This window comes from Erythrobacter sp. JB1-4 (assembly GCF_057365025.1).
On record NZ_CP200292.1, the window covers coordinates 442,763 to 466,428 of the forward strand.

The window sequence follows — 23,666 nt, forward strand, 5'->3', positions numbered from 1 at the left end:
CGAGAAATCACAAACAAGTGAACTTGGGGAACCTCGGGAGGGGATACACTAAATGAATACGAAACGAATCGCGTCTTCGAGGCGCACTTTTGCGCTCAGCACAGCTTCGGGTCTCGCAATCGCGATGGCAGCCGCAGGGCCTGTTTCTGCACAAGAAACGAATGAGCAAGGCCAAGAAGAAGCCGTGGCCGAAGAGCCGGAAGGCGATGTAATCATCGTCTCGGGTTTCCGTGCATCGCTTGAAAACGCTCAGAATATCAAACGCGATTCCGACACATTCGTGGACGCTGTGACCGCCGAAGACATCGGCGCGCTCCCAGACCGTTCGGTTGCAGAGACATTGCAACGTATCCCGGGCGTCAACATCGGCCGGTTTGAAAAAACCTCCGACCCGGACCGCTTCTCGGTCGAGGGCACCGGGGTTATCGTTCGCGGCCTTCCTTTTGTACGCTCTGAACTCAACGGTCGCGACATTTTCTCCGCAAACGGTGGCCGTGTGCTGAGCTTTAACGACGTCTCACCAGAGCTTTTGGGCCGGGTGGAAGTCTTTAAAAACGTGACCGCCGATATGGTCGAGGGCGGGATTGCTGGTACAGTCAACCTCGTGACCCGCAAGCCGCTCGATAATCCGGGTACGCACATCGCAGGATCGATCGAAGGCAATATTGGTGATCTTGCAGAAGAATGGTCAGGCGGCTTTTCTGTTCTGGGTTCTCAGACATTTGAAACCGACAATGCAGGCTCGCTTGGCGTCCAGTTTGGCTACACCAAGAACGAGCTCGTCAGCCGTACTGACGCATCGCAGATCACTGACCCTTGCTTTCGCGCCGATACGCTGGACGGGCCGTGCTTCCGCACCAATTCAGTAGGCTCAGCAGGGATCGGTGATGCAACCGGTCTTAACGAAAGCAATTTCCCGCCAGCAGGAAGCGTTGTGGTCCCCAAAGGTGCAGGCGTTCGCACCACCGAGCTTGAGCGTGACCGCGAGGCGTTTAACGCTGTTGTTCAGTATGAAAGCCCCAACCGGGACTTTTTGGTGACCTTTGAATGGCTGCGTTCAGAGACGACATTCTCAACCGACGAGGCGGCGATCCTTGCTCTGGTCAACGATGATGCTCTGTTCCCTGTTCAAGCCGCAGGCAGCACATGGCAGTTTGATGACAATGGCGTGTTCCAAAGCGGCGTTTTGAGCCAGCGCATTGGCGATGCCTATGCCAACCCGTTTGGGCGCGGCGGTATTCCGACAGAATTCCTTCGTTTCCAACGTCAAACCGACGCCACTACGCAGGATTTCTCAATCGACATTGACTGGGAAGTGTCTGACCGTTTGCGGTTCAACTTTGAGGCGCAAACGATCTCCTCAGAACTCGACAGCAACGCTGTCATTGGCACTATGTCCAGCTGGTCCAACATCGACCTCGACCTGACCGGCAGCACCCCGCAGGTTCAGTTCCTTGCGCCTCCGGGGGCAGAGACAGACTATTTCGCTAACGGGCTGAACTCCTATTACTGGTTCCTGCTCGACAGCATTGCCCGCAATGAAGGTGACCTTGATACAGCGCGCTTTGATGTCGAATATGACATCAGCGACGATGGCTTCTTCAAGAGCGCGCGTTTTGGTGCCCGTTGGTCTGACCGTGAGCGTATCACGCGTGACACCAACTTTAGCACCTGGGGTAACCTTTCTGCTGTATGGGCAGGCCGTGCTGGTTGTGCGCCATGGAACGCAGGTCCAGGTTGTGCAGCAACCGGCGGCTTCCAACCGGGCCGTTACTTTACCGGTCTTCCAGGCCAAGAGTTTGCGATTGCAGGCGGTGTGTTCACCGACGAATATCCAGAAGCCTCGCAGCTGCGCAACGTCTTTTCAGAAGGGTTCCAGCGCGGCAACGCTCCTGCACCTTTGGGCGGTCAAGGCGCCTTCTTCTTTGGCGGTGATGATTTCCTAGGCGAATATTTGGCCGGTACATCCGCGCGTCAGGCAGGCGAGATCAACACCCTATCGCAAACACCAAACCCATTCTTTGGTGTTCAAGGCCGGGCCGGATGTGATCCATTCTGTGATGCCGAAATCAACATCCAGGTTGAGACAACCAAGGCGCTGTATGGCCGTGTTGATTTTGGCCACGATTTTGCCAGTGGCTGGGTCTTGGAAGGTAACTTTGGCCTTCGTTATGTTGAAACCTCATACGAGACCGAAGGCCTTGTTGGGTTCCCACGCGTTGATGGTATTGACAATGGCCCGGCGGGCAATGGCGACGGCGTTCTCACGGTCGATGAGCTGCAAGCCTCGTGTGGCTTCATTCCCCCAGGTCAGGCGGCACCGGGTTTTTGTAACGCAGCCTTCCCTGCCACGCGTTTGGCAGAGTTCGTAAACGGGTTTAGCAATGCTGCGATCGACGTCAGCGACGATGTCGTGTTTGAAAACTGGCTCCCCAGCTTTAACGTCAAGCTCGATGTGGGTGATGGTTTGCTGTTCCGAGGCGCGGTCTCAAAAGGCATTTCGCGTCCTGATCCGAGCCTCTATCGCTCTGGTGGCGGCATCTTTGATAACACCGCAAACCTTATTGCAGAAGGAACAGCTGACACCGGCCCGCTCTTTGCTTTGAGCACAGGTAACAGAGGCCTTCGTCCAACCCAAAGCTGGAACTACGACCTTTCGGTTGAGTGGTACTTTGCAGATGTGGGCTCGCTCACTGTGTCTGGATTTGTGAAAGACATCTCGGGGATTGTGAATACAGGCCTGCCAATCGTCACCTTCACCGCGCCAGATGGTGCAACAGCTGAAACCGAAGTGCGCCGTCCTGAAAACAACACAGGCGGCACCCTCAAAGGGGTCGAATTGGGTTACCAGCAAACCTATGACTTCCTTCCAGGTTTCCTTGACGGGCTCGGGTTTGCAGGGACTTACACCTATGTCGATGGTGGCTCTTTCGAGAACACCAACCTTGATCTGAACCAAGGGCCGTTCTCTGCTTTGCAGCCGCTTGCCGGGATTTCAAAGCATACGATCAACGCGACAGTGTTCTATGAAAAAGGGCCCTTTGCGGCGCGTGCCGCGTACAATTGGCGCTCAGACTTCCTGATCACACCGCGTGATGACATCTTCCCATTCTCGCCGATTTATCAAGAATCGACCGGGCAATTGGATGCATCGATCTTTTATGCGCTCACTGACAACATCAAGCTGGGCGTCCAGGGTGTGAACCTGCTCGACGAAGTCACTGAGACCAGCCAGGTCATCGACTTTGACGGCACACGGATCACACGGTCCGCGTTCCGGAATGATCGCCGCTTCACCTTCCTTGCTCGCTTCGACTTCTAAGAGGGATCAAAGTCGACGCTTGAACCAAGCAAGCTGAAGGAGACGAGGGGGCTTTGTTTGAGGAAACAAGGCCCCCTTTCCAATGTGGGATGTAAGATGTTTTCTTTCACGGATGGGAGATCGACAGTGCACAAGACTGGATCATTTGTGCTGACGGCATTGGGCATTGGTGCCGCTGCGTGCACTCAACCAACCATAGCAGACACGCCTCAAACTGGCACTGTCCAGCCAGCTACCGCCCCTCTTGACGCGGCAGGCTGGGAGCTGGTCTGGTCAGATGAGTTTGACGGCAATGCGCTTGATCGAACAAAGTGGACGCCAGAGGTGTCGTGTTGGGGCGGCGGCAATCAGGAAAAGCAATGCTATACCGACCGCCCTGAAAACATCTCGGTCGAAGACGGACTTCTCGTTCTGAAAGCGCGCAAGGAGCGCTGGACAGGACCAGCGCGCCCACCCGAGATCGCCGAAGATCCCAACCCTGCCCTCACCCAGCCCTATACATCGGGCAAGGTCCGCACCCGCGGGCTGCACGCTTGGAAATACGGCCGCATCGAAATGCGCGCGAAAGTTCCCGGAGGGCAAGGCATTTGGCCCGCTTTTTGGATGATGCCTAACGAAGATTATTACGGGCGCTGGGCACTCTCAGGCGAAATTGACATTTTCGAAGGGTTCAACCTGGGCGCCAAATGCAAGGAATGCGACACCGGCCGCCAAAACCGGACGGTAAGCGCCCTGCACTTTGGTGGCCTGTGGCCGGACAACCTTTACATAGATCAGTGGGCCCGTTTTCCAGGCGGCGCTTTGCCGACTGAAGATTTCCATGTGTACTCCGCCGAGTGGGGCGAGGGTCTTATCCGTTTTCTCGTTAACGACCGCGTCCATCTGACCGTGGAAGCTGAAGAATGGAGCACTGCGTCCAAACTTGCGCAGGGTAATCCCAACGCACCGTTCGATCAGCCCTTTTATGTGATGATGAACCTTGCCATTGGCGGTGAGAAAATCGAGAACACAAATGAAAAGGGGATTGCCCGAAGCGCAGTTCCGGCGCAATTCGCGATTGATTGGGTGCGGGTCTATCAATGCGCAAGTGACCTTGAGACAGGCCGCGCGTGCATCAAGTGACCTTATACAGGGGGTGGGCAATTAAAATGGACGGGTTCAGTGGCTAGAGGACACAAATCTGTGACCATCCGCGAAGTGGCGGAGGATGCTGGCGTATCCTTGCAGACGGTAAGCCGTGTGATCAACGATGGCCCCAATGTCCGCCCGCAAATGCGCGACAAGGTACAGGCCTCAATTGACCGGTTGGGCTATGTCCCCTCGATTGCTGCTCAACGAATGAGCGGCACGCGTTCGTACATCATCCTTGCAATCAACGACCGCGAACGCACTTTGGCGGATTGGCGTGAGAGGCAAGGGACCGACTGGGTCGACCAAATGCTTTTGGGCGGAATTTTGACATGCTCCAAGCATGGCTACCGGATGATGGTTGAGCTTGTGGACACCCATGATGACCATGTGGAGCGCGAGCTCGACCGGGCGATTTCCGCACTACAGCCCGATGGTGTCATCCTTACCCCGCCCCACTCTGAGAACCTCCTGATTACCCAGCTTTTGGAAAAGCGGGGCATTCCTTTTGCGCGCATTGGTTCCAATGAAGAGAAAGTGGCCGGCATTCCTTTGACCATGGGCGATGAAGAGGCGGCCTACGCCTCGACCAAGCGCCTTATCGAATTGGGTCACACGAAAATCGGGATAATTGCCGGGCCCCAGGCATACAGCCTAAGCGGCTGGCGTGTTGCTGGCTGGGACCGCGCAATGGAAGAACACGCACTGCCAACCGATGGCCTTAATGAACGCGGCGATTTCAGCTACGAATCCGGCACTCAAGCCGCGCGCGCTTTGCTTGATCGCAATCCGGGCCTGACCGCCATTATCGGCAGCAGCGACCAGATGACTTTGGCGGCCTTGGAGGTGGTGCGCGATCGCGGAATGCATGTCCCGCGTGACCTGTCGCTTGTCTCTTTCGACAACACACCCATCGTTCGCTTCTCACAGCCCCCCTTGTCAGCCGTTGACCAACCCATCGCAGAGACGGTCTCAGTCGCAGTTGAAAAGCTCATCACCCTTGGCGGCAAACCCCATAAGGGCGGTGTGATCGATGTGAAAGCGAGCCTTGTTGAACGTGCATCGACCGGTCCTGCTGTGAGAGTGAATTGAACACATCTGCGCAAGGGGCGGCAAAACAACCTCTCTGGTTTTTGGCGCTCTATGGTCTTGCAGCTGGCGGCGGCGCGATTGCCTATGTGCCACTCTTAACCGTCATTCTGCCGCTCAAGATTACAGCACTCATGGGAAGCGAGGATGTCGAGGCGCTTGCCCGCGTTACATTTTTCGGCGCGGTAATCGCCAGCCTTGCAAACATCGCCTTTGGCATGTTGAGCGACCGCAGCCGCAATCGAATTGTGTGGGTTATCACCGGTCTGATCGCCTCTTCATTATTGCTTGTCGCGATGGATTATGCCCGCAATATCAGTGAACTGATCATTCTGGTCATGGCATGGCAAATCGGGCTCAATATGGTGTTGGGACCGCTGGTTGCCTGGGCCGGAGATCTTTTTCCCGATAGCCAAAAAGGTGTGCTTGGCGGCGCGCTTGCTGTGGCCCCTGCATTTGGGGGAATTGCAGGCTCTCTCGTCACGTTCGACACCTTGATTGAGCCCACCTGGCGCTTGCCGATTGTCGCAGGGCTTGTCGTTCTCTTCATCCTCCCCGCTGTCCTTTTTGGCAAAGGCCGAAGTCGGCCCGAATTGATGCGCGCAATATCGCTTGGGGATAGCCAAGATGCCGAAAAATCACACAACCGCTCTATCGTGGTTCGCATGTGGTCTGCGCGGTTTCTTATTCAGATCGCGGAGGCTGGATTGTTTGCCTTCCTCCTGTTCTGGCTACGTTCGCTATCGCCCGGCGTGCACGAGAATTACGCGGCCAATATTTTCAGCCTCGTTCTTATCATTTCCGTTCCGATTGCCTTTGCCTTTGGTCGTTGGTCCGACAAAAACGCAAAGCCCATCGCCCCGCTCACCCTTTGCGCACTCCTCACCGGAGGCGGGCTTGCCGCAATGGCGTTGGCAAATGATCTCAATACCGCGATCTATGGCTATGTGATTTTCAGCATTGCGGCATCGGTGTTCTTGTCGCTTCACACCTCGCAGACTTTGCGAGTGCTTCCAAACCCGCACCACAGAGGGCGGGACATGGGGATTTTCAATCTGACGAATACAGTCCCCTCGCTCGTGATGCCCTGGCTTACCCTCAGCCTGGTGCCCGATTTTGGATTTGCCGCACTGTTTGCGCTTTTTGCCGTCCTAGCCCTTGGCGCAGCGCTGCTTTTAGCCACGCTTCCATTGCGTAAATAAGCGCTTCCTGCTTGCAATTTGCCATGCCTGTCGTAATGTGTTGAGAACGTTCTCAATGGGATCAGAATACCAAAAAGTTCTTGGGAGGGACTTGCTCAAAATGCGTAAGAAATTGCGTCTGGCTGTCGCCAGCGTCGCCTTTGTTAGCGCTCTGTCTGGATGTGGCGCTTCAAGTGACACTGGGCCGCTAAACTCGGCAAGCTCTGCGCCTGCCCCACAAGGCAATGATGAGGCAAACCATAAAGCGGATCACGATGCGCTGGCTGATTTGCTCTCGCGCATGAGCATTGAACGCAAGGTTGCGCAGCTGATCATGCCCGACATTTCAGCGATTACGCCTGCAGATGTTGAGAAATATCGCTTTGGTACGGTCCTTAATGGCGGCAATTCAGGGCCAAACAACAATGACTTGGCCCCTGCCCCTGAATGGTTGGAGTTGGCGGATGCTTACTGGGATGCCTCGGTTAAGCCGCTTGCGGGCGACGAACCCGCGATCCCCGTCCTTTGGGGGACAGATGCAGTACACGGCCATGCGAACATCATTAGTGCGACGGTGTTTCCGCATAACATCGGACTTGGCGCGACGCGCGATCTCGACCTTATCCGAAAGATTGGTCAAGCCACGGCCGTTGAGATCGAAGTCACAGGCATCGATTGGACCTTTGCACCCACCGTCGCGGTTGCCCGCGATGACCGGTGGGGCCGCACTTACGAAAGCTATTCCGAAGACCCCGCACTGGTCTCCGCAATCGGTCAAGCGATGATCGAAGGCCTTCAAGGTAAGCCGGGCAAAGACGACTTCCTTGGCGAAGGACGCGTTGCCGCAACTGCCAAACACTTCTTTGGTGATGGCGGGACGCAGCAGGGCGTTGATCAAGGCGATGTGAACGGCGATTTGGACGAGCTTATGGCTATCCACGCAGCCCCCTACCCCGCTGCGATCGAGGCAGGCGTTGCCAGCATCATGGCAAGCTTCAACTCGATCAATGGCCGCAAAATGCACGGCAACGGCCCGCTATTGAACGATCAGCTTCGCGGCAATCTGGGCTTTGACGGCCTGGTTGTGGGCGATTGGAACGGCCACGGGCAAATCAAAGGCTGCACCAATGACAATTGCCCGCAGGCAATGCTTGCCGGGCTCGATGTTTATATGGTGCCTGAAGACTGGAAAGGCCTGTACGAGAACACGCTCGCACAGGTCAAAGACGGCACGATCCCCATGGCGCGGATTGATGAGGCGGTCACCCGGGTCCTTCGTATGAAGCAGCAGCTGGGTATGCTCGATGGCAGCGCAGATGGCGGCCTTCGCCCATCATCGCGTGAGCATGCAGGCGATTGGGAAAAGCTTAGCGCGCCTGAACACCGCGATGTTGCTCGTAAGGCTGTGGCCAAATCGCTGGTGCTTCTGAAGAATGACGGCGTGCTTCCCTTAAAGGAAGGCGCGAATATCCTTGTTGCTGGGACCGCTGCTGACAACATTCCGCAGCAAGCCGGTGGCTGGTCGGTTACATGGCAAGGAGGCGGTGAGCTTACCGCTGAGCACTTCCCCGGCGCGACATCGATCTACCAAGGCATCGCCGCGCAGGCCGAAACTGCTGGAAGCACAGCCACGCTCGCTGTGGATGGCGCGATACCTGATGGCGGCGCCGATATTGCCATCGTGGTCTTTGGCGAAAAGCCCTACGCCGAGTTCGTAGGCGACCGAAAAGACACCGCCTTCCGCGATGAAGAAGGGCTCGCGCTCCTTAAAAGCTACAAAGAGGCAGGCATCCCAACGGTTGCCGTCTTCCTTTCAGGTCGCCCGCTTTGGATGAACCGCGAAATCAATGCCTCAGACGCGTTTGTCGCCGCATGGCTCCCGGGGAGCGAGGGTGCAGGGGTTGCCGATGTGCTGTTCGGCGCTCGCCCAGCAACCGGCAAACTCTCTTTTAGCTGGCCGATGACTTGCGAAGGCAATCCACTGAATGCTCCTCAAGGTGCCCTCTTCCCATTTGGTTTTGGGCTTAACTATGGCGCGGCGAGTGAGACGGCGAAACTCAGCGAGGAATGCAGTGTCCTCACCGCAGGCGGAGCATCGGACTGGTTCAGCGCTGGACGTCTAGCAGAACGCGTCAAAGCGCTTGCCAAGGGCACTGAGCTTCCCGACCTCCGCGGCCGTGCTGGCGGTATCGTGGCCACCGGCGTCGACCGCAACACGCAAGAAGATGCTCGCCAAATCACCTTTGGGCCGCAGACAGCGCTTGACCTCAGCGGCCCACAAGGTGGCAATGCCTACCGGATCGAGTATCTCGTCACACAGCGCCCCGCTGCGCCTGTGGTCCTCTCCAGCAATGGCAGCCGGCTCGACGTTTCGCAGGAGCTTTTGGTGGCCGAAGGTAAAGGCTGGCGCACTATGGTTTTGACCGAGAAATGTCTTGCAGGATTGAATAATACACTGACAATCGCATCCGAAGCGCCTTTTGCCCTTCAAATTTCAAGTATAGTGCGCGACAACGTTGTCAATGGAATCGAGTGCTCGTTCTAAAGAGGGAAATGAGCGCGCGGATAAGAACATAAAACGGGGAGAGCGGCGGTGACGCTGGAGACAATCGATATCGTGATCATTGCAGGCTATGCGCTTGCGCTTTTGGGGATCGCTCTGTTCGTCAGCCGCGAACCTGCAGGCCACAAAAAGGACACGGAGGATTATTTCCTCGCAGGCCGCGCATTGCCGTGGTGGGCGATTGGTGCCTCCCTGATTGCCTCAAACATTTCCGCCGAACAAATTATCGGCCAATCGGGACAAGGCTTTGCCGTTGGCGTCGCAATTGCGGCCTATGAATGGCAGGCGGCGATCGTCCTTATCATCGTTGCCAAGTTCTTCCTGCCGATTTTCCTCAAGCGCAAAATCTATACCATGCCGCAGTTCTTGGAGCAGCGGTACGGCGATGGCGTCAAAAACCTTATGAGCGTCTTTTGGGTGGCGCTCTACACCGCTGTGAACCTCACCACCGTCCTTTGGCTCGGCGGGCTTGCAGTGCAGTCTCTCACCGGCTGGGGGATCATGTATTGCATGATGGCTCTGGCTGGATTTGCAGCACTCTATTCGCTTTACGGCGGGCTCAAAGCGGTTGCTCTCACAGACATCATCCAGGTCGTCATTCTGGTGATTGGGGGCCTCGCGATCACGTGGTTTGCCCTCGACGCTCTTCCCGCTGACGGTGCGCTTGGTGGCTTTGCTTATCTCATGGGTGAGATGCCGGGTCACTTTGAAATGATCCTTGAGCCTGAGCATCCTGCATACAATGACCTACCCGGTATCTGGACGCTTCTGGGCGGGCTTTGGGTGCTGCACTTTAGCTATTGGGGCTTCAACCAGTACATTATCCAACGTGCCCTTGGTGCAGAGAACCTTGGTGAAGCGCAAAAAGGCCTCGCCTTTGCCGCTTTCCTTAAGATCCTTGTGCCGTTTATCGTGGTGGTGCCCGGTATCGCAGCGGTTATCCTTGCCCAGCAAGGTATGCTTGATGGCGCAGCGCTTGCCGAGAAATCGGACCGTACCTATGGCGAGCTTATGGCCTTTGCGCCTGCTGGTCTTCGCGGGCTCGTGTTTGCAGCATTGATCGCAGCGGTTGTGTCATCGCTTGCCTCGATGATGAACTCGATCTCCACGATCTTCACCATGGACCTTTACAAAGCGGCGCGGCCTGACCGCGATGATCAGCACTATGTGACCGTTGGCCGGATCGCAGCCTTTACCGCGATGGCGATTGCACTTGTGCTTGCCCGTCCTTTCATTGGCGGTTTCGAAAGCGGGTTCCAGACAGTTCAGGAGTACACCGGCTTTATCGCACCTGGGATCGTGGTGGTCTTCCTGCTTGGTTTCTTTGACAAGAAAACCAATGCAGCAGGCGCGCTCACCGCGCTGATTGGATCGCTTTTGGTGAACATTGGGCTCAAATTCGGCATGCCCGATGTGCCCTTCATCATCCGCATCTGGTTTGTGTTCCTCGGCGCTCTGGTGGCCGCAGCGGTCGTGTCTCGCATGACCACCGCACCTAAAGAAGAGCGTACGGTGAAGCTCTCCGACATAGCCTTTGCGACAAGCACGCTGTTCAACACGCTGGCCGCGCTCACAGTGGCGATGCTTGCGGGACTTTACGTCTGGCTGTGGTGACGAATTGCCGGTGATGTATTAGGATCAAACCCATGCAGACCCGGCGTTCCACATTGAAGACCATCGCAGCGACCGGCGTTTTTGCGAGCCTGCCTGTGGGATTGAGCGCCGGCAAAGCGAGTGGGCGGATGCTCGAATATTCCGGTGTCAGAGCGCTCGGCCTGCCAGAGCAGCGGCTCTCGATCTGGCTGCCGCCGGGCTATGACACGAGCACCACGCGTTACCGTGTGCTTTACATGCATGATGCGCAGAACCTGTTTGATCCCGCGCTGTCCAATTTCAACAAGGTGTGGGCCGCGGATAGAGCGATGCTGTCCCATGCGGCCAAAACTGGCGAGGACCCTTGGATCATCGTCGGGATCTGGTCACCGGGCGCGGACCGGTATCGCCAATACATGCCGCAGCCCGCTTATGATGCGGCAAGCCCATTTTTGCGCGCCAGGATGGACGAGTTTGGCAACGGGAAGCCCATCGTCTCACGCGCCTATATCAACTGGATCGCCAGCGTGCTGAAGCCATGGACCGACCGTTACTTACGGACCAAAGCCGGGCCGAATGACACAGCCATCATAGGCTCAAGCATGGGTGGTTTGATAAGCCTTTATGCCTTTCTTGAGTTTCCCAGCATATTTGGCCGCGCCGGATGTGTGAGCACTCATTGGCCGGGGATTGCACCGCAGTCGGTCGAAGGAACAGATATTGAAATGCGCGATATCTGGAAGAAGCTCCTGATCTCGAAAGCTTGGGACACCATTTGGCCGCAAGCTGTGGTTCGACCATGGCACGGCAACGTTGGACGCGTTCTACCCGGCCTATCAAAAAGACATTGACCAGGTGATGAGGCTAAGCAGCTGGAAGCGCGGCACGCATTGGGAAAGCCGCTTTTATCCCGGAGCCGAGCACGAGGAAAACGCTTGGGCGCAGCGTCTTCCCGAAGTGTTCAACTGGGTGCTTGGCTAGATTCTAAAGCTAACTCACTTCGCGACAAAGCGAACCGCAATCCCGCCCGATGAGGCGAGCTTTGCGGTCATCGTTTCACCACCAACCACTTCGATCTCTTCGATGACGATGTCGTAAGGATTGTGGTCCCAGTGAGCGTGCGGGCCATCGCGGTAGACTTGCGCAGTGTAGCTCTTGCCTTCTTCAAGGAAGCTCAGCGGGATCGAGAGCTCGCGCTCATCTTCATCGGTGACAGCGCCAAGGAACCACTCGCCCCCTGCACGGCCCTTTCGAGCAATCGCTACATACTCGCCCACCTCGCCTGCAACAGCGATGCTCTCCTCCCAATCGGCCTCAACGTCTTTGATAAATTGGAAGGCGTCCATGCGCGCTTCGTAATTCTCGGGCAGGTCTGCTGCCATTTGAAGCGGAGAATAAAGCACAACGTAGAGCGCCAATTGCTTAGCCAGCGTTGTCTGCGGGCGGTTATCGGCACCGCCGCGCTGCATATCTTCGCGCAAGGGAGGCTTCTCATTAGGACGCAGGTCAAAGATGCCGGGGGTGAAATCCATCGGACCTGACAGCATGCGCGTGAACGCCAGTATCGAGATATGCTCCGGCGGATTGGGCGGCGTGCCCCATGCGTTGAACTCCATGCCCCGAGCGCCCTCGCGGGTCATCCAATTGGGATAGGTGCGGCGCAAACCTGTATCTTTAACCGGCTCGTGCGCGTTGATCGAAATGCGGTGTTTAGCCGCCTCTTCGAGAACGCGGATATGGTGACCCACCATAAATTGGCTATCATGCCACTCATATTGCTTCACGCCGTTTTCGTCATAGCGGACGATATCGCCGGCGTCCGCCACATAACCGGTCTTCACCTCCCGAATGCCGTTCTCTTGATAGAGCGCAAAACCATCCGCCATCTGAGCCTCATAATTGGCAACATTGCCGCTTGTCTCGTGGTGTCCGATAAGGCGCACGCCCTTGTCCGCTGCATATTGGCTCAGCATTGGAAGGTCGAAGTCGGGATAGGTCTCGGTAAAGCTGAACAGCGCACCATTGTTGAACCAATCGCCATCCCAGCCGGTGTTCCACCCTTCGACGAGCACGCCCTTGAAGCCATGCTTGGCGGCAAAGTCGATATGGCGGATCACATCGGCATTGTTTGCCCCGTGAATGCCATCATTGCCCCAGGTGCGGTCGCGAATGTGCATCTCCCACCACACGCCCACATATTTGCCCGGCTCCACCCAGGATACATCGCCAAGCTTATTGGGTTCATTGAGGTTAAGGATAATGTCGGAATTGATCAGCCCCACCGCATCAGGCGCAATTTGAATGGTGCGCCACGGACTTTTGAAAGGCGCAGTGGTGTGCACTTTGATCCCGTCTGAGCCAGCGCGCAGTTGCGCTTCGAAATCGCCGGGCCGCGCTGCCAAAAGTGACATAGCCGAATAGTCCACCAGCGCCGCCTCGTGGATTGATATGTGAACGCCGTTCTGCCTGCGGAAAGTAACCGGAGTGTGCGCATCATCCACCGTTCCAGCAGGGCCTTTGCGGTAGATATATTCATAGCGGTTGAACTGGCGGCTAGGCGTCCACCACGTGTCAGCATCGGCGCCAATCGCAAACTGGGTCAGCTCATCGGTGATCGCGATTGCGCCTTGGAGCGCGTCCTGCTCAGGCAATTCATAGCGGAAGCCAACGCCTGTATCGAACACGCGAAAGCGGATGATAATTCTGCGCTCAGGGCCTTTTGTAGAGACATAGCCAACCACAAGCTCATTGTGATTATCGCGCACAATGCGGCGCTCACCCCATGGCTGTTCCCAGCGTTCATCGACAGTTTCCCGGCCCGCGACAGGCGCAAATTCGAGGTCGTCTTCAAACCCATGGTGATCACGAAAGAGCATGCCCAAACGCGACGATCGAACCGCCTCTTTGCCATCATAAGTTATCGAATAACTCGCATGGCCACCTTCGTCGCTGACGGTCAAGACGATCCGGCCATCTGGGGAGGTTGTGGTGATTTCTCCAGCTTTAACAGGGATCGCCACGCCCAATGCACCCAATGAAAGGGCGATCATCCCAACCCATCTAACCCAAAGGCCCAGCATAACTCTCTCCCAAAGCAAGGTGTTTCCAACTTGGAAACATATGTATTGCAAATTTTTGCAATCTTAATCCCATATTTCGCGACTATTCCCACTTTTTCGCTTTTCTCCAAGCGAATTTTCTGCAATTTTTTGCAAAACTTCCCAAGGGAGAGGGAAAGCATGACACTTAAGCAAGGCTATCGGCTGGTTAGCGTAACCGCATTAAGCATCGCTTTGGCCGCCTGCGGTGGCGGCGGGGGCAGCGACCCTTCGGCAACCACGCCTGCTGGTGGAACCGCTACGTCGACCCCTACCCCAACCGGAGGCACCCAAACCACTGCAAGTGCGACTATGCCAAGAGGCGCGAACACAAGCTTCGTGAACCGCGCAGGCGCATTCGGATTTGATTTCGGCTTCGGCTTTGGGCCCGGCCTCAACCCTATGGTTGCCCAATTTGCGGGCGGCGCGGCATCGGGCGATATCGACAATGACGGCGATCTCGATGTGTTTGTTACGCGCGGGGACACAGGCGCAAACCTTCTTTTCGTCAACCAAGGCGGCAGCTTTGTTGAAAGCGCGGGCGCGGCTGGCCTCGCATTTACGGCGGGCACCACCAACGGACGCCACAGCGGGCCTACGTTTGGCGATCTAGATGGGGACGGCGACCTTGATCTCATCATGGGCGGCCTCGAGGGCGGTCCGATCAAGCTTTTCGCCAATGACGGTTCCGGCAGCTTTACCGATGCAAGTGCCGGCTCTGGCTTTGACAACGCATCTTCTGACCACACGATCTCAATCGCCCTTGGTGACTATGACGCCGATGGTGACCTTGATGTGCTGATGGCGCATTGGGGCACCCCGCGAAACCCCACAACTCCGGGCGAGACTGAGACACTTTGGCGCAATGACAGCACGCCCGGTGCCATGAGCTTCACGCCGGTCAGCAACACGAGTGGTATCTCAACGCTGCTCGCTTTCGAGCTTCCCCAGGGCGTGCTCGGCCCCAACTACGATTACACGTTCGCCCCTGGCTTTGCGGATATCGATGGCGACCGCGATCTCGACATTCTCATGGTCTCCGACTTTCGCGGCTCCAAAGTGCTCGTCAACAATGGCAATGGCAGCTTCAGCGCCAGCACCTTCAACCCCGATGACGAAAACGGAATGGGCGCGGCGATTGGCGACTATGACAATGACGGCGACCTCGATTGGTTCGTCTCCTCGATCAATGGAAACCGTCTGTTTCAAAACAACGGCGCAGGCGGCTTCACTCGCCAAGGCAGCTCTGGCGTAGAACCCGGCGGTTGGGGCTGGGGATCGTGCTTCGCCGATTTCAATGCCGATGGCTGGCTCGACATTTATCAGACCAATGGCTGGGAAGCGGGCAAGGACCCTTCCGCCTCCAATTACGTCAATGACGTGACGCGGCTTTGGATGAATGCGGGCGATGGCACCTTCACCGAGGAGGCCGAGGCGTCTTCCATCGCTGAAACTGACCAAGGACGCGGCGTGATATGCGATGACTTTGACAATGATGGCGATGTGGATGTGCTTTTGCTCACCGCAGAGCCTAGCGGAGCCGCTTACTATTGGGAAAACCAGCTATCGGGTGCCAACACGGTCAAGGTGCGCCTGCGCGGGAAAGCGCCCAATACCTTCGCGGTGGGCGCGATCATTGAATTGACCGTTCAGGACACGAAGCAAACCCGCATGGTTGCGGTGAACAGCAACTTCACCTCACACAATTCCACCGATCAAATCTTTGGGCTTGGTCCAAATACAAGCGGCGGTATCCGGGTCATCTGGCCCGATGGGTCCGAAACAATTCAGCCCAATGTGAGCGCGGGGGCAGTCTTGGAGATCACTCAGCCGTAAAGATGCGGTAGCCCCACGGCTCGAGCGCAAGTGCGGTGTCGCCCCCCAATTCGCTCGTATCGCCTGACATCGCATCGGTGAAGTTGCCGTGATGGCGGGCTAGCTCGAATCTCACCTCGTGACTGCGCGGTGAGAGGTTGAACACGGCGAACACCCGGTCTGCACCCTCCCCTCGAACAAAGCTCAGAACATCCGTTGAAGCCGAATTGGGCACTTCGACCAAGGGGGCGCCGTGGCGACCATTGTGGAGCGCAGACTCAGCCGTTTTCAACGCGATCAAACGCTCCAAAAGCAGCGCATATTGGCCCTCTTTCCACTCGATCTCGTCCTTCTCAAAGAACGCAAGCTGGCGGTCGAGGTCTGCTTCTTGACCGTTATAGATGAGCGGAATTCCGGGACCGACAAAGCTCAAGGCAATAGCAGCCTCATAGGCCGGGCCATAGATTTCGGACGCCACACCGTCCCACGAATTCTGGTCGTGGTTGTCGGTATAGACCATGCGCAAAGCCGCGTGTGGCCAGGTTGTTTTTTGCGAAAGGTAATAGCCTCGCATCGCCCCTGCACCGCTGCCATCGGCGACAAGCTCTTGCATCGCCTCCTTCCAGCCCCAGCCATAGGTCGCATCAAACGCGCGGATGTGGAGATCGCGCTGCTCCCATTCGGCGAGCATAAACACAGGCTTGATCGCATCGAGCTCGCCGCGCGCCGTCTCCCAAAAGTCGAGCGGGACGAAGCCGGCGACGTCTGCACGGTAGCCGTCAATGTCGAACTCGCGGACCCAATAGGTCAGGCTGCCGGTCATATATTCGCGAAGATCGGCATTGGAGTAGTCGAAGTCGACCACGTCCGACCAATCGGTGCCCTCGGGCGGCATCATCTCGCCCTCTGGGGTTTTGGAGTACCATTCGGGATGCTCGCTCACGAGGGCGTTGTCCCATGCCGAATGGTTCGCCACCCAATCGAGGATGACCTTGAGGCCAAGCGAGTGCGCCTCATCGACAAAGGCGCGAAACTCTTCCTCGGTGCCCAAATCAGGATTGATCGCGCGGTAGTCTTTGACCGCATAGGGGCTGCCCATGGTGCCCTTGCGCTTCTCCTCGCCAATCGGGTGGATCGGCATGAGCCAGACAATATCGACGCCCATTTCGGCAAGGCGCGGCAATTGCGCTTGTGCTGCTTTGAAGGTGCCCTCGCCTGTGAACTGACGGGTGTTCATCTGATAGATGACGGCATCGGCCACCCAATCGGGCGACCGAACCTGCACCACATCGCTTGGCTCGTAGGATGTGGTGACGGCGGTGTCGCAGCTTGCCAGAGCTAACGCTGCAACAGCGCATGGGAGGCCTTTCATCATTCTCATGCCGTCACCGACGCGCCTTTGCGCTCTTCGATCGCGGCGCTTGTGCCATCTGTCACGAAGAAGGTGGCGATGGCTGCAAGAGCAAAGGAAGTCGCCGAAATTGCCATCGCGTAGATGGGCGCTCCGTCGAAGAAAGTGGTGAGCAGGAAGCCCAGCAAAGTCGCTGCGATGAGCTGTGGCACCACGATGAAGATGTTAAAGATGCCCATGTAAATGCCCATCTTCTTAGCTGGCACTGACCCCGCGAGAATAGCGTAAGGCAGCGACACAATCGACGCCCAGGCGATGCCAACTGCGACCATCGGAAGCCACAGTAAAGCGGGGTCGCGGATCATCAGCATACTCGCAAAACCTGCCGCTCCAATCGCGAGGTTGGCTGCGTGCAAATGGGTGCGGTTCATTTTGGCGGCTATGATGATGAAGCCGAGCGCGGCAGCGGCAGCAATGCCGTTGCGTACAGAACCCAAAAGGCTCCACCAATCGGCTGCGTCCTGATAGCCTTGGGTCGCCGGGTCAGGCGCCATAAAGTGGAATTCGGCCACCGCAGGCGTTCCGTAAATCCACATCGAGAACATCGCGAACCAGCTGAAGAACTGCACTACGGCCAGTTGGCGCATGGTTTTGGGCATGGCGAAAAGGTCGTTCACCACCTCCATAAATCCGTTATCGTCATTGCCGCCCGACCGCATCATGCCAGCCACCAGCTGGATCACACCGAAGGCTGCGATCAGCCCTGCGAGCACATAAAGCTCTTGCGCGATCTCCAGATCACCCAGCCATTCGGGCCTTGTGTCCCCGCGCCCCATGAAAACCAGCGCCGCAAAGGCGATGCCAGCAATCAGCCATATGATGCCGCCTTGGTTGAACTGTCCCGATGAGCGACGTGTGGTCTCGCCCGTATCACTTTCAATCCCGAGCGCCTCATTGCGGGCCGCTTCAAACCCGGCGATTTGCTCAGGCGAATATTCGCGCGTTCTGAACACTGTCCAGGCAACCGCCGCGAACAGCGCCGCCCCGCCGATATAAAACGCCCATTGCACGGTCTCCGGGATCTGGCCTTCGGGCGCGACGTTGGAGAGGCCCATCCAATTGGTCATCATCCACGGCAAAGCGCCCGCGATCACAGCGCCAACGCCGATAAAGAAGCTCTGCATCGCGTAGCCTTTAGTGCGCTGGCGGTCGGGCAGGTTGTCGCCGACGAAGGCGCGGAAAGGCTCCATCGTGATATTGAGCGCTGCGTCCATGATCCACAGCATCCCTGCCGCGACCCAGAGCGTGGGCGAATTAGGCATAAGGAATAAGGCAAAGGTCGCGATGATCGCGCCGATCAGGAAGTACGGACGGCGCCGCCCGAACTTCCCCCAAGTCTTGTCCGACATGTGGCCAATGATCGGTTGAACCAGCAGCCCCGTCATGGGCGCTGCAATCCACAGGATCGCAAGTTCATTGACCTCAGCGCCAAGCGTTTGGAATATCCGACTAACATTGCCGTTTTGCAAATCAAAGCCGATCTGGATGCCCAAAAAGCCGAAGCTCATGTTCCAGATTTGACCTGCATTCATCGCAGGCTTGCGACCCTGTATGGGCGCACTTGCGGGCGCATTCACGCTTGCCATTATCCCTCTCCCTTACAGCGGCGCGAGGCAGCATTGCTGTCTTGCTTCGGGCGCGCTGATGCCAATGCCATTACCATACTCGCAAGTAGCCGCGAGGAGGCATGGCACTGAGCTCTCACCACACAAAATGCCGGGGTTGCAAATTTTTGCAAGTTTCTTTGTAACTAATCCGTGAAAATCAAATGCCAGTCTGCACGAAAATTCACTAATTGTATTTGTTTTGCGATATTTATTTGGACCAGAAGCCTTTTCGAGAAAGCGGCACAAAGATTTGCAAATTTTTTCAGTTGATGGCAATTAGCGCTTGGGAGAGGACGATATGAAACGAATCTTGATCGCTGGATGTGTTGCGGCCTGCGCGCTTGGCGCTGCCACGCTTACTCCGATCTCTAGCATTGCTTCGGCTATGGAAGAACCACCAGCGCAAATCGAAGGCACTTTCCGCGATCGCCTGCCGGAAGATGAGGTGGTCTATTTCGTCCTACCTGACCGTTTCAACAATGGCGACAGCGCCAATGACACCGGCGGCATTGAAGGCGAAAAGCTCGACCACGGGTTCGACCCTACTCACAAGGGCTTTTACCACGGCGGGGACCTTGCCGGCCTCACTGCAAAGCTCGATTACCTTGAAGGCATGGGCGTCACCGCAATCTGGTTCGCGCCGATCTTCAAGAACAAGCCTGTCCAAGGCCCCGAGGGCGATGAATCGAGCGGCTATCACGGTTACTGGGTGACCGATTTCACCAGCATCGATCCGCATTTTGGCACCAATGAAGAATTCAAGGCCTTCGTCGATGCAGCGCATGGCCGCGGGATGAAGGTCTATATGGACATCATCACCAACCACACCGCCGACGTGATCCGTTACCGCGAGGGCGAGGACTTCGACTATGCCTATCGCAGTCTTGCTGACTACCCCTATTCGCGCCGCCCCGGGCCAGAAGGATCGACAGGCGAGGCGATCAATGAAGGCTTCATGGGCGATAGCGACCAATCGGCTGAAAACTTCGAAAAGCTGACCGCGTTCGACTATGCCTACACGCCTTACGTGCCCGAAGGCGAAGCCGACGTAAAAGTCCCCGCTTGGCTCAACAATCCGATTTATTACCACAACCGTGGCAGCACGACCTTCTCAGGCGAGAGCAGCCGCTATGGCGATTTTGCGGGGCTTGATGACCTTTACACCGAGCACCCCCGCGTCGTTGAAGGGATGATCGAGATTTATGCAAGCTGGATCACCCGCTTTGGCATTGACGGCTTCCGCATCGACACCGCCAAACACGTCAATCCGGAATTCTGGCAAAGATTTGTGCCCGCCATGCTCGCCACAGCTAAGTCCGAAGATATTCCGAATTTCCTCATCTTTGGCGAGGTTTACTCGTCCAGCCCTAATAGCGGGGTCCTGGCACAATTCACCCGGCGCGATGGATTCCCCGCCGTGCTCGATTTCGCCTTCCAATCCGCCATGCAAGAAGCGATCAGCAAGGGTACGCCGCCGTCCGTAATCGTCGATATGTTTGATGGCGATGTGAACTATGAGGGCGGCGAGGATGCGGCGCGCACCATGCCGACCTTCCTTGGCAACCACGATATGGGCCGCTTCTCAACGCTAGTGAAAGGCGACAATCCGCTGATTTCGCAAGATGAGCTGCTCGCGCGGGTGAAGCTTGGCCACGCCATGCTGATGACCCTGCGCGGCAATCCGGTGATCTATTATGGCGATGAACAAGGCTTTGTCGGCGATGGCAATGATCAGGCCGCGCGCGAGGATATGTTTGCAAGCGCGACGGCAAGCTACAATGACAACAATCTGATCGGTACAGATGCGACCACGGCGGGCGAGAATTTCGACACCGCTCATCCGCTCTACACGCTGATCAAAGAGCTTGCGGCAGTGCGTACTAAGCATGCGGCTCTTCGCCGGGGCAAACAGGTGGTGCGCAGCTACAATGATGAAGCTCCCGGCCTTGTCAGCTTCTCGCGCTTTGATCCGCAGAGCGGTGAGGAATATTTCCTTGCCTTCAATACGAGTGCATCCTCGCTTTCAGTGAAGTCGACCATTGGCTATGGCACCCGCGCCTTGGAGACGCTCCACGGCGCGTGTCCGGGCGAAGTCATCGCTCCCGGCAGTGTGCAGTTGGAATTGCCTGCGCATGGGTGGTGTGTTGCTAAAGCCGTTGAAGGTGAGGCCGAATAAGTGAACCGACAGGTCGATATTCTGGCCGCATCAGGCGGCCAAACAACGCGCGAATGGTGGCGCGGGGCGGTGATCTATCAGATCTATCCGCGCAGCTTTCGCGACAGCAATGATGATGGCATTGGCGACCTTCGCGGGATTGCCGACAATCTCGATTACGTCGCCTCGCTTGGCGTCGATGGCATCTGGATTTCGCCCTTCTTCACCTCACCGATGAAAGACTTTGGATACGACGTCGCGGATTACTGCGGCATCGATCCGACCTTCGGAACCTTTGAGGATTTTGACGCGATCATAGAGCGAGCGCACACGCTGGGTCTGAAAGTCATCATCGATCAGGTCTATTCGCACACCTCCGATGAACACGCATGGTTCAAGGAAAGCAGGGCGGACCGGACTAACGCGAAAGCCGATTGGTATGTCTGGGCGGACGCCAAGGAGGATGGCTCGCCGCCTTCCAATTGGCAGTCGGTCTTCGGTGGATCAGCTTGGCAGTGGGACGGTCCGCGCAAGCAGTATTACCTGCACAATTTTCTGACCTCACAGCCGGACTTAAACGTGCACAACCGCGATGTGCAGGACGCGCTTCTGGATGCGGCGCGCTTTTGGCTTGAGCGCGGCGTGGATGGGTTCCGCCTGGATGCATTAAACTTCTCGATGCACGACCCCGAGTTTCGCGATAACCCGCCGTCTGGTGCACCGATCGAAGAGGTCACGCGACCCTTCGATATGCAGGTGAAGCAATTCAATCAGAGCCACGCGGATATCCCGGCCTTTATTGAGCGTATCCGGGCGACAATCGACGAGTACCCTGACCGCTTCACCGTGGCAGAAGTTGGCGGGCCAACGCCTTTGGCCGAGATGAAGGCATTTACAGCCGATGGCAAACGCCTCGATTCCGCTTACAATTTCGACTTCCTTTATGCGCCCGAACTCACTGCTGAGCGGATCAAGGCCTCCCTCGCCAATTGGGATGGAACGCCAGACGAAGGCTGGCCATCATGGGCCTTTGCGAACCACGACGCGCCGCGTGCGACCACACGGTGGTCTCGCGGCGGCGCGAATTATGACCAGATTGCGCGGCTTTCGATGATGATCCTGCTGTCTTTGCGCGGCAATCCGATCATCTATCAGGGCGAGGAGCTTGCCCTGCCGCAAGGTGAGGTGGCCTTCGAAGACCTGCTTGACCCGGAAGCGATTGCCAATTGGCCGCACACTTTGGGCCGCGATGGTGCGCGAACACCCTTCCCCTGGGCCTTGCGCGAGCCACAAGCGGGCTTTTCAAACGCCAATCAGACATGGCTGAAGGTTGATGCAGCGCAGGCAGAACGCGCTGTTGACACGCAGGATGATAACCCTGCCTCTGCTCTCAATTACACGCGCGGATTGCTCTCGCTTCGAAATTCGCTCCCCGCCCTTCTCACCGGGTCGAGCGAGATATTGGACACGCCTCCTGAGATCATCGCCTTCCTCCGACGAGAGGGAGATGACGCTGTGCTGTGTGCCTACAACCTTGGCGACACAACGCTCGATTGGGCCCCGCCCCCAGAGTTTTGCGATGCAAAGCTTGTCGCAAGCGAGGCAATAGGTAAGAACCACGGCTCAGTATCGGGATTAATGGCACCCCATTCGGGATATTGGGCGGTCAAGAAGGGTGGTTAGGCAGGATGGGAGCGGGTAAAAACGCGAGATTAGAGGACATCGCCCGCCAAGCCGGGGTTTCGATCTCTACCGTCAGCCGCGCTCTTAACGACAGCCCCGCCGTAAACCGCCGCACCAAACAGGAAGTCTGGCGCATTGCCCGCGAGCATGACTACGACTTTCGCTCCACCATGCCCAATGGGCCGATCGGAGCGGACGCCACAATCGCAGTAATTGTGCCCGCCCCGCAAGCGCGCGAGACACGGGTGGCCGACCCGTTTTTCCTCGAGCTTCTGGCTGGCATTGCCGAGGCCGCGCGCGATCGCAAAGTCGATCTTGTGATCAGCCATATCTTCCCGCGTACCGTGGAAGACCTGGAATTCGCGATGACGACAAGCCGCGCCAAAGGCATGATTTTCATCGGCCAAAGCTCGCTTCACGATGGCTTTAACGAGCTCATCGACCGCGATGATCGGTTCGTTGTGTGGGGAGCAAATTTCGCAGATGCGCTTTATTGCACGGTTGGGTCGGACAATGTCGCAGGCGGCAGGCGCGCGACCTCTCATCTTGTCCGCTTGGGCCGCGAGCGAATACTGTTCCTTGGCGATACAGAAGCGCCTGAGGCGGAACAGCGCTATCGCGGCTATCGAACGGCCCTCGAACAAGCGGGACGCGATATTGATGAGGGGCTAATCCTGCCAGCGCATTTCGACGTGCAATCAGGCGAATCTATCACTCGCTCCGCCATTGAGCGCGGCATTAAGTTTGACGCCATTTTCGCCGCCAGCGACCTTATCGCAATTGGCGCGATGCGCGCGCTCAGCCTTTCTGGCAGGTCGGTGCCTGAAGATGTGGCGGTGGTGGGCTATGACAACATTCCTGCCGCGCGCCTCGTCACGCCGCGTCTCACCACCATCGACCAAGACACCAACCTTGCAGGTCGTATGCTCGTATCTAAACTGATCGATACCCAGGGCGGGCAAGCGATCTCAGAAAGGCTTGAAACAAGCCTTTTGATTAGAGAGAGCTGCGGAGCGTAAAG

Annotated in this window: 15 protein-coding genes; 12 read left to right on the plus strand and 3 right to left on the minus strand. The window is 56.9% G+C overall.

Annotation, left to right across the window (positions count from 1 at the left end; all coding sequences use genetic code 11):
* Nucleotides 1-52: 52 nt before the first annotated feature.
* The 8 genes from AC0V61_RS02090 (at nt 53) to AC0V61_RS02125 (ending at nt 11,857) form a co-directional block, all read left to right on the plus strand.
* Nucleotides 53-3,322 (plus strand): TonB-dependent receptor, encoded by a 3,270-nt coding sequence (locus AC0V61_RS02090; protein WP_486155611.1) that lies wholly within the window; start codon nt 53-55, stop codon nt 3,320-3,322.
* 126 nt (nt 3,323-3,448) lie between these two features.
* Nucleotides 3,449-4,444 (plus strand): glycoside hydrolase family 16 protein, encoded by a 996-nt coding sequence (locus AC0V61_RS02095; RefSeq protein ID WP_486155612.1) that lies wholly within the window; start codon nt 3,449-3,451, stop codon nt 4,442-4,444.
* Between the two features lie 39 nt (nt 4,445-4,483).
* Complete coding sequence (locus AC0V61_RS02100) at nt 4,484-5,542, plus strand: LacI family DNA-binding transcriptional regulator (RefSeq protein WP_486155613.1); 1,059 nt, start codon at nt 4,484-4,486, stop codon at nt 5,540-5,542.
* Complete coding sequence (locus tag AC0V61_RS02105; RefSeq protein WP_486155614.1) at nt 5,539-6,741, plus strand: MFS transporter; 1,203 nt, start codon at nt 5,539-5,541, stop codon at nt 6,739-6,741. The genes AC0V61_RS02100 and AC0V61_RS02105 overlap by 4 nt, the downstream gene beginning before the upstream one ends.
* A 100-nt stretch (nt 6,742-6,841) precedes the next feature.
* On the plus strand, nt 6,842-9,265 hold the full coding sequence (locus tag AC0V61_RS02110; RefSeq protein WP_486155615.1) for a glycoside hydrolase family 3 protein: 2,424 nt from the start codon (nt 6,842-6,844) through the stop codon (nt 9,263-9,265).
* 48 nt (nt 9,266-9,313) lie between these two features.
* On the plus strand, nt 9,314-10,897 hold the full coding sequence (locus AC0V61_RS02115) for a sodium/sugar symporter (protein ID WP_486155616.1): 1,584 nt from the start codon (nt 9,314-9,316) through the stop codon (nt 10,895-10,897).
* Between the two features lie 32 nt (nt 10,898-10,929).
* On the plus strand, nt 10,930-11,727 hold the full coding sequence (locus tag AC0V61_RS02120; protein WP_486155617.1) for an alpha/beta hydrolase: 798 nt from the start codon (nt 10,930-10,932) through the stop codon (nt 11,725-11,727).
* A 7-nt stretch (nt 11,728-11,734) separates the two neighbouring features.
* Nucleotides 11,735-11,857: a hypothetical protein gene (locus AC0V61_RS02125; RefSeq protein ID WP_486155618.1), complete on the plus strand. Its 123-nt coding sequence runs from the start codon at nt 11,735-11,737 to the stop codon at nt 11,855-11,857.
* A 14-nt stretch (nt 11,858-11,871) separates the two neighbouring features.
* On the opposite strand, the gene AC0V61_RS02130 is transcribed toward AC0V61_RS02125, so the two are convergent.
* Complete coding sequence (locus tag AC0V61_RS02130; protein ID WP_486155619.1) at nt 11,872-13,926, minus strand: glycoside hydrolase family 97 protein; 2,055 nt, start codon at nt 13,924-13,926, stop codon at nt 11,872-11,874.
* Between the two features lie 189 nt (nt 13,927-14,115).
* On the opposite strand from AC0V61_RS02130, the gene AC0V61_RS02135 reads away from it, so the two are divergent.
* Nucleotides 14,116-15,810, plus strand: a complete 1,695-nt coding sequence (locus tag AC0V61_RS02135) for a CRTAC1 family protein (protein WP_486155620.1) — start codon at nt 14,116-14,118, stop codon at nt 15,808-15,810.
* On the opposite strand, the gene AC0V61_RS02140 is transcribed toward AC0V61_RS02135, so the two are convergent.
* Entirely contained in the window at nt 15,797-17,170 is a 1,374-nt protein-coding gene (locus AC0V61_RS02140; protein ID WP_486155621.1) for an alpha-amylase family glycosyl hydrolase, read from the minus strand. The genes AC0V61_RS02135 and AC0V61_RS02140 overlap by 14 nt on opposite strands.
* Nucleotides 17,167-18,786 carry an MFS transporter gene (locus tag AC0V61_RS02145; protein ID WP_486155622.1) on the minus strand — a complete coding sequence of 540 codons (1,620 nt, stop codon included), beginning with the start codon at nt 18,784-18,786 and terminating at the stop codon, nt 17,167-17,169. Before AC0V61_RS02145 ends, AC0V61_RS02140 begins: the two co-directional genes overlap by 4 nt.
* A gap of 406 nt (nt 18,787-19,192) precedes the next feature.
* Between AC0V61_RS02145 and AC0V61_RS02150 the strand changes: the two genes are divergently transcribed.
* Genes AC0V61_RS02150 through AC0V61_RS02160 form a run of 3 tightly spaced genes read left to right on the plus strand, consistent with a single transcriptional unit; the run spans nt 19,193 to nt 23,664 of the window.
* Nucleotides 19,193-20,983 (plus strand): alpha-amylase family glycosyl hydrolase, encoded by a 1,791-nt coding sequence (locus AC0V61_RS02150; RefSeq protein WP_486159429.1) that lies wholly within the window; start codon nt 19,193-19,195, stop codon nt 20,981-20,983.
* Nucleotides 20,984-22,645, plus strand: coding sequence for an alpha-glucosidase (locus AC0V61_RS02155; RefSeq protein ID WP_486155623.1), 1,662 nt, complete (start codon nt 20,984-20,986; stop codon nt 22,643-22,645). It begins immediately after the preceding gene.
* Between the two features lie 5 nt (nt 22,646-22,650).
* A complete protein-coding gene (locus AC0V61_RS02160) occupies nt 22,651-23,664 on the plus strand; it encodes a LacI family DNA-binding transcriptional regulator (RefSeq protein WP_486155624.1) in 1,014 nt (337 codons plus the stop codon).
* Nucleotides 23,665-23,666: the final 2 nt, after the last annotated feature.

Coding starts and splice junctions, on each gene's coding strand:
- AC0V61_RS02090 (WP_486155611.1), top strand. CDS start 53: ATGAATACGAAACGAATCGCGTCTTCGAGGCGCACTTTTGCGCTCAGC.
- AC0V61_RS02110 (WP_486155615.1), top strand. CDS start 6,842: ATGCGTAAGAAATTGCGTCTGGCTGTCGCCAGCGTCGCCTTTGTTAGC.
- AC0V61_RS02120 (WP_486155617.1), top strand. CDS start 10,930: ATGCAGACCCGGCGTTCCACATTGAAGACCATCGCAGCGACCGGCGTT.
- AC0V61_RS02125 (WP_486155618.1), top strand. CDS start 11,735: ATGAGGCTAAGCAGCTGGAAGCGCGGCACGCATTGGGAAAGCCGCTTT.
- AC0V61_RS02130 (WP_486155619.1), bottom strand. CDS start 13,926: ATGATCGCCCTTTCATTGGGTGCATTGGGCGTGGCGATCCCTGTTAAA.
- AC0V61_RS02135 (WP_486155620.1), top strand. CDS start 14,116: ATGACACTTAAGCAAGGCTATCGGCTGGTTAGCGTAACCGCATTAAGC.
- AC0V61_RS02140 (WP_486155621.1), bottom strand. CDS start 17,170: ATGAGAATGATGAAAGGCCTCCCATGCGCTGTTGCAGCGTTAGCTCTG.
- AC0V61_RS02145 (WP_486155622.1), bottom strand. CDS start 18,786: ATGGCAAGCGTGAATGCGCCCGCAAGTGCGCCCATACAGGGTCGCAAG.
- AC0V61_RS02150 (WP_486159429.1), top strand. CDS start 19,193: ATGGAAGAACCACCAGCGCAAATCGAAGGCACTTTCCGCGATCGCCTG.
- AC0V61_RS02160 (WP_486155624.1), top strand. CDS start 22,651: ATGGGAGCGGGTAAAAACGCGAGATTAGAGGACATCGCCCGCCAAGCC.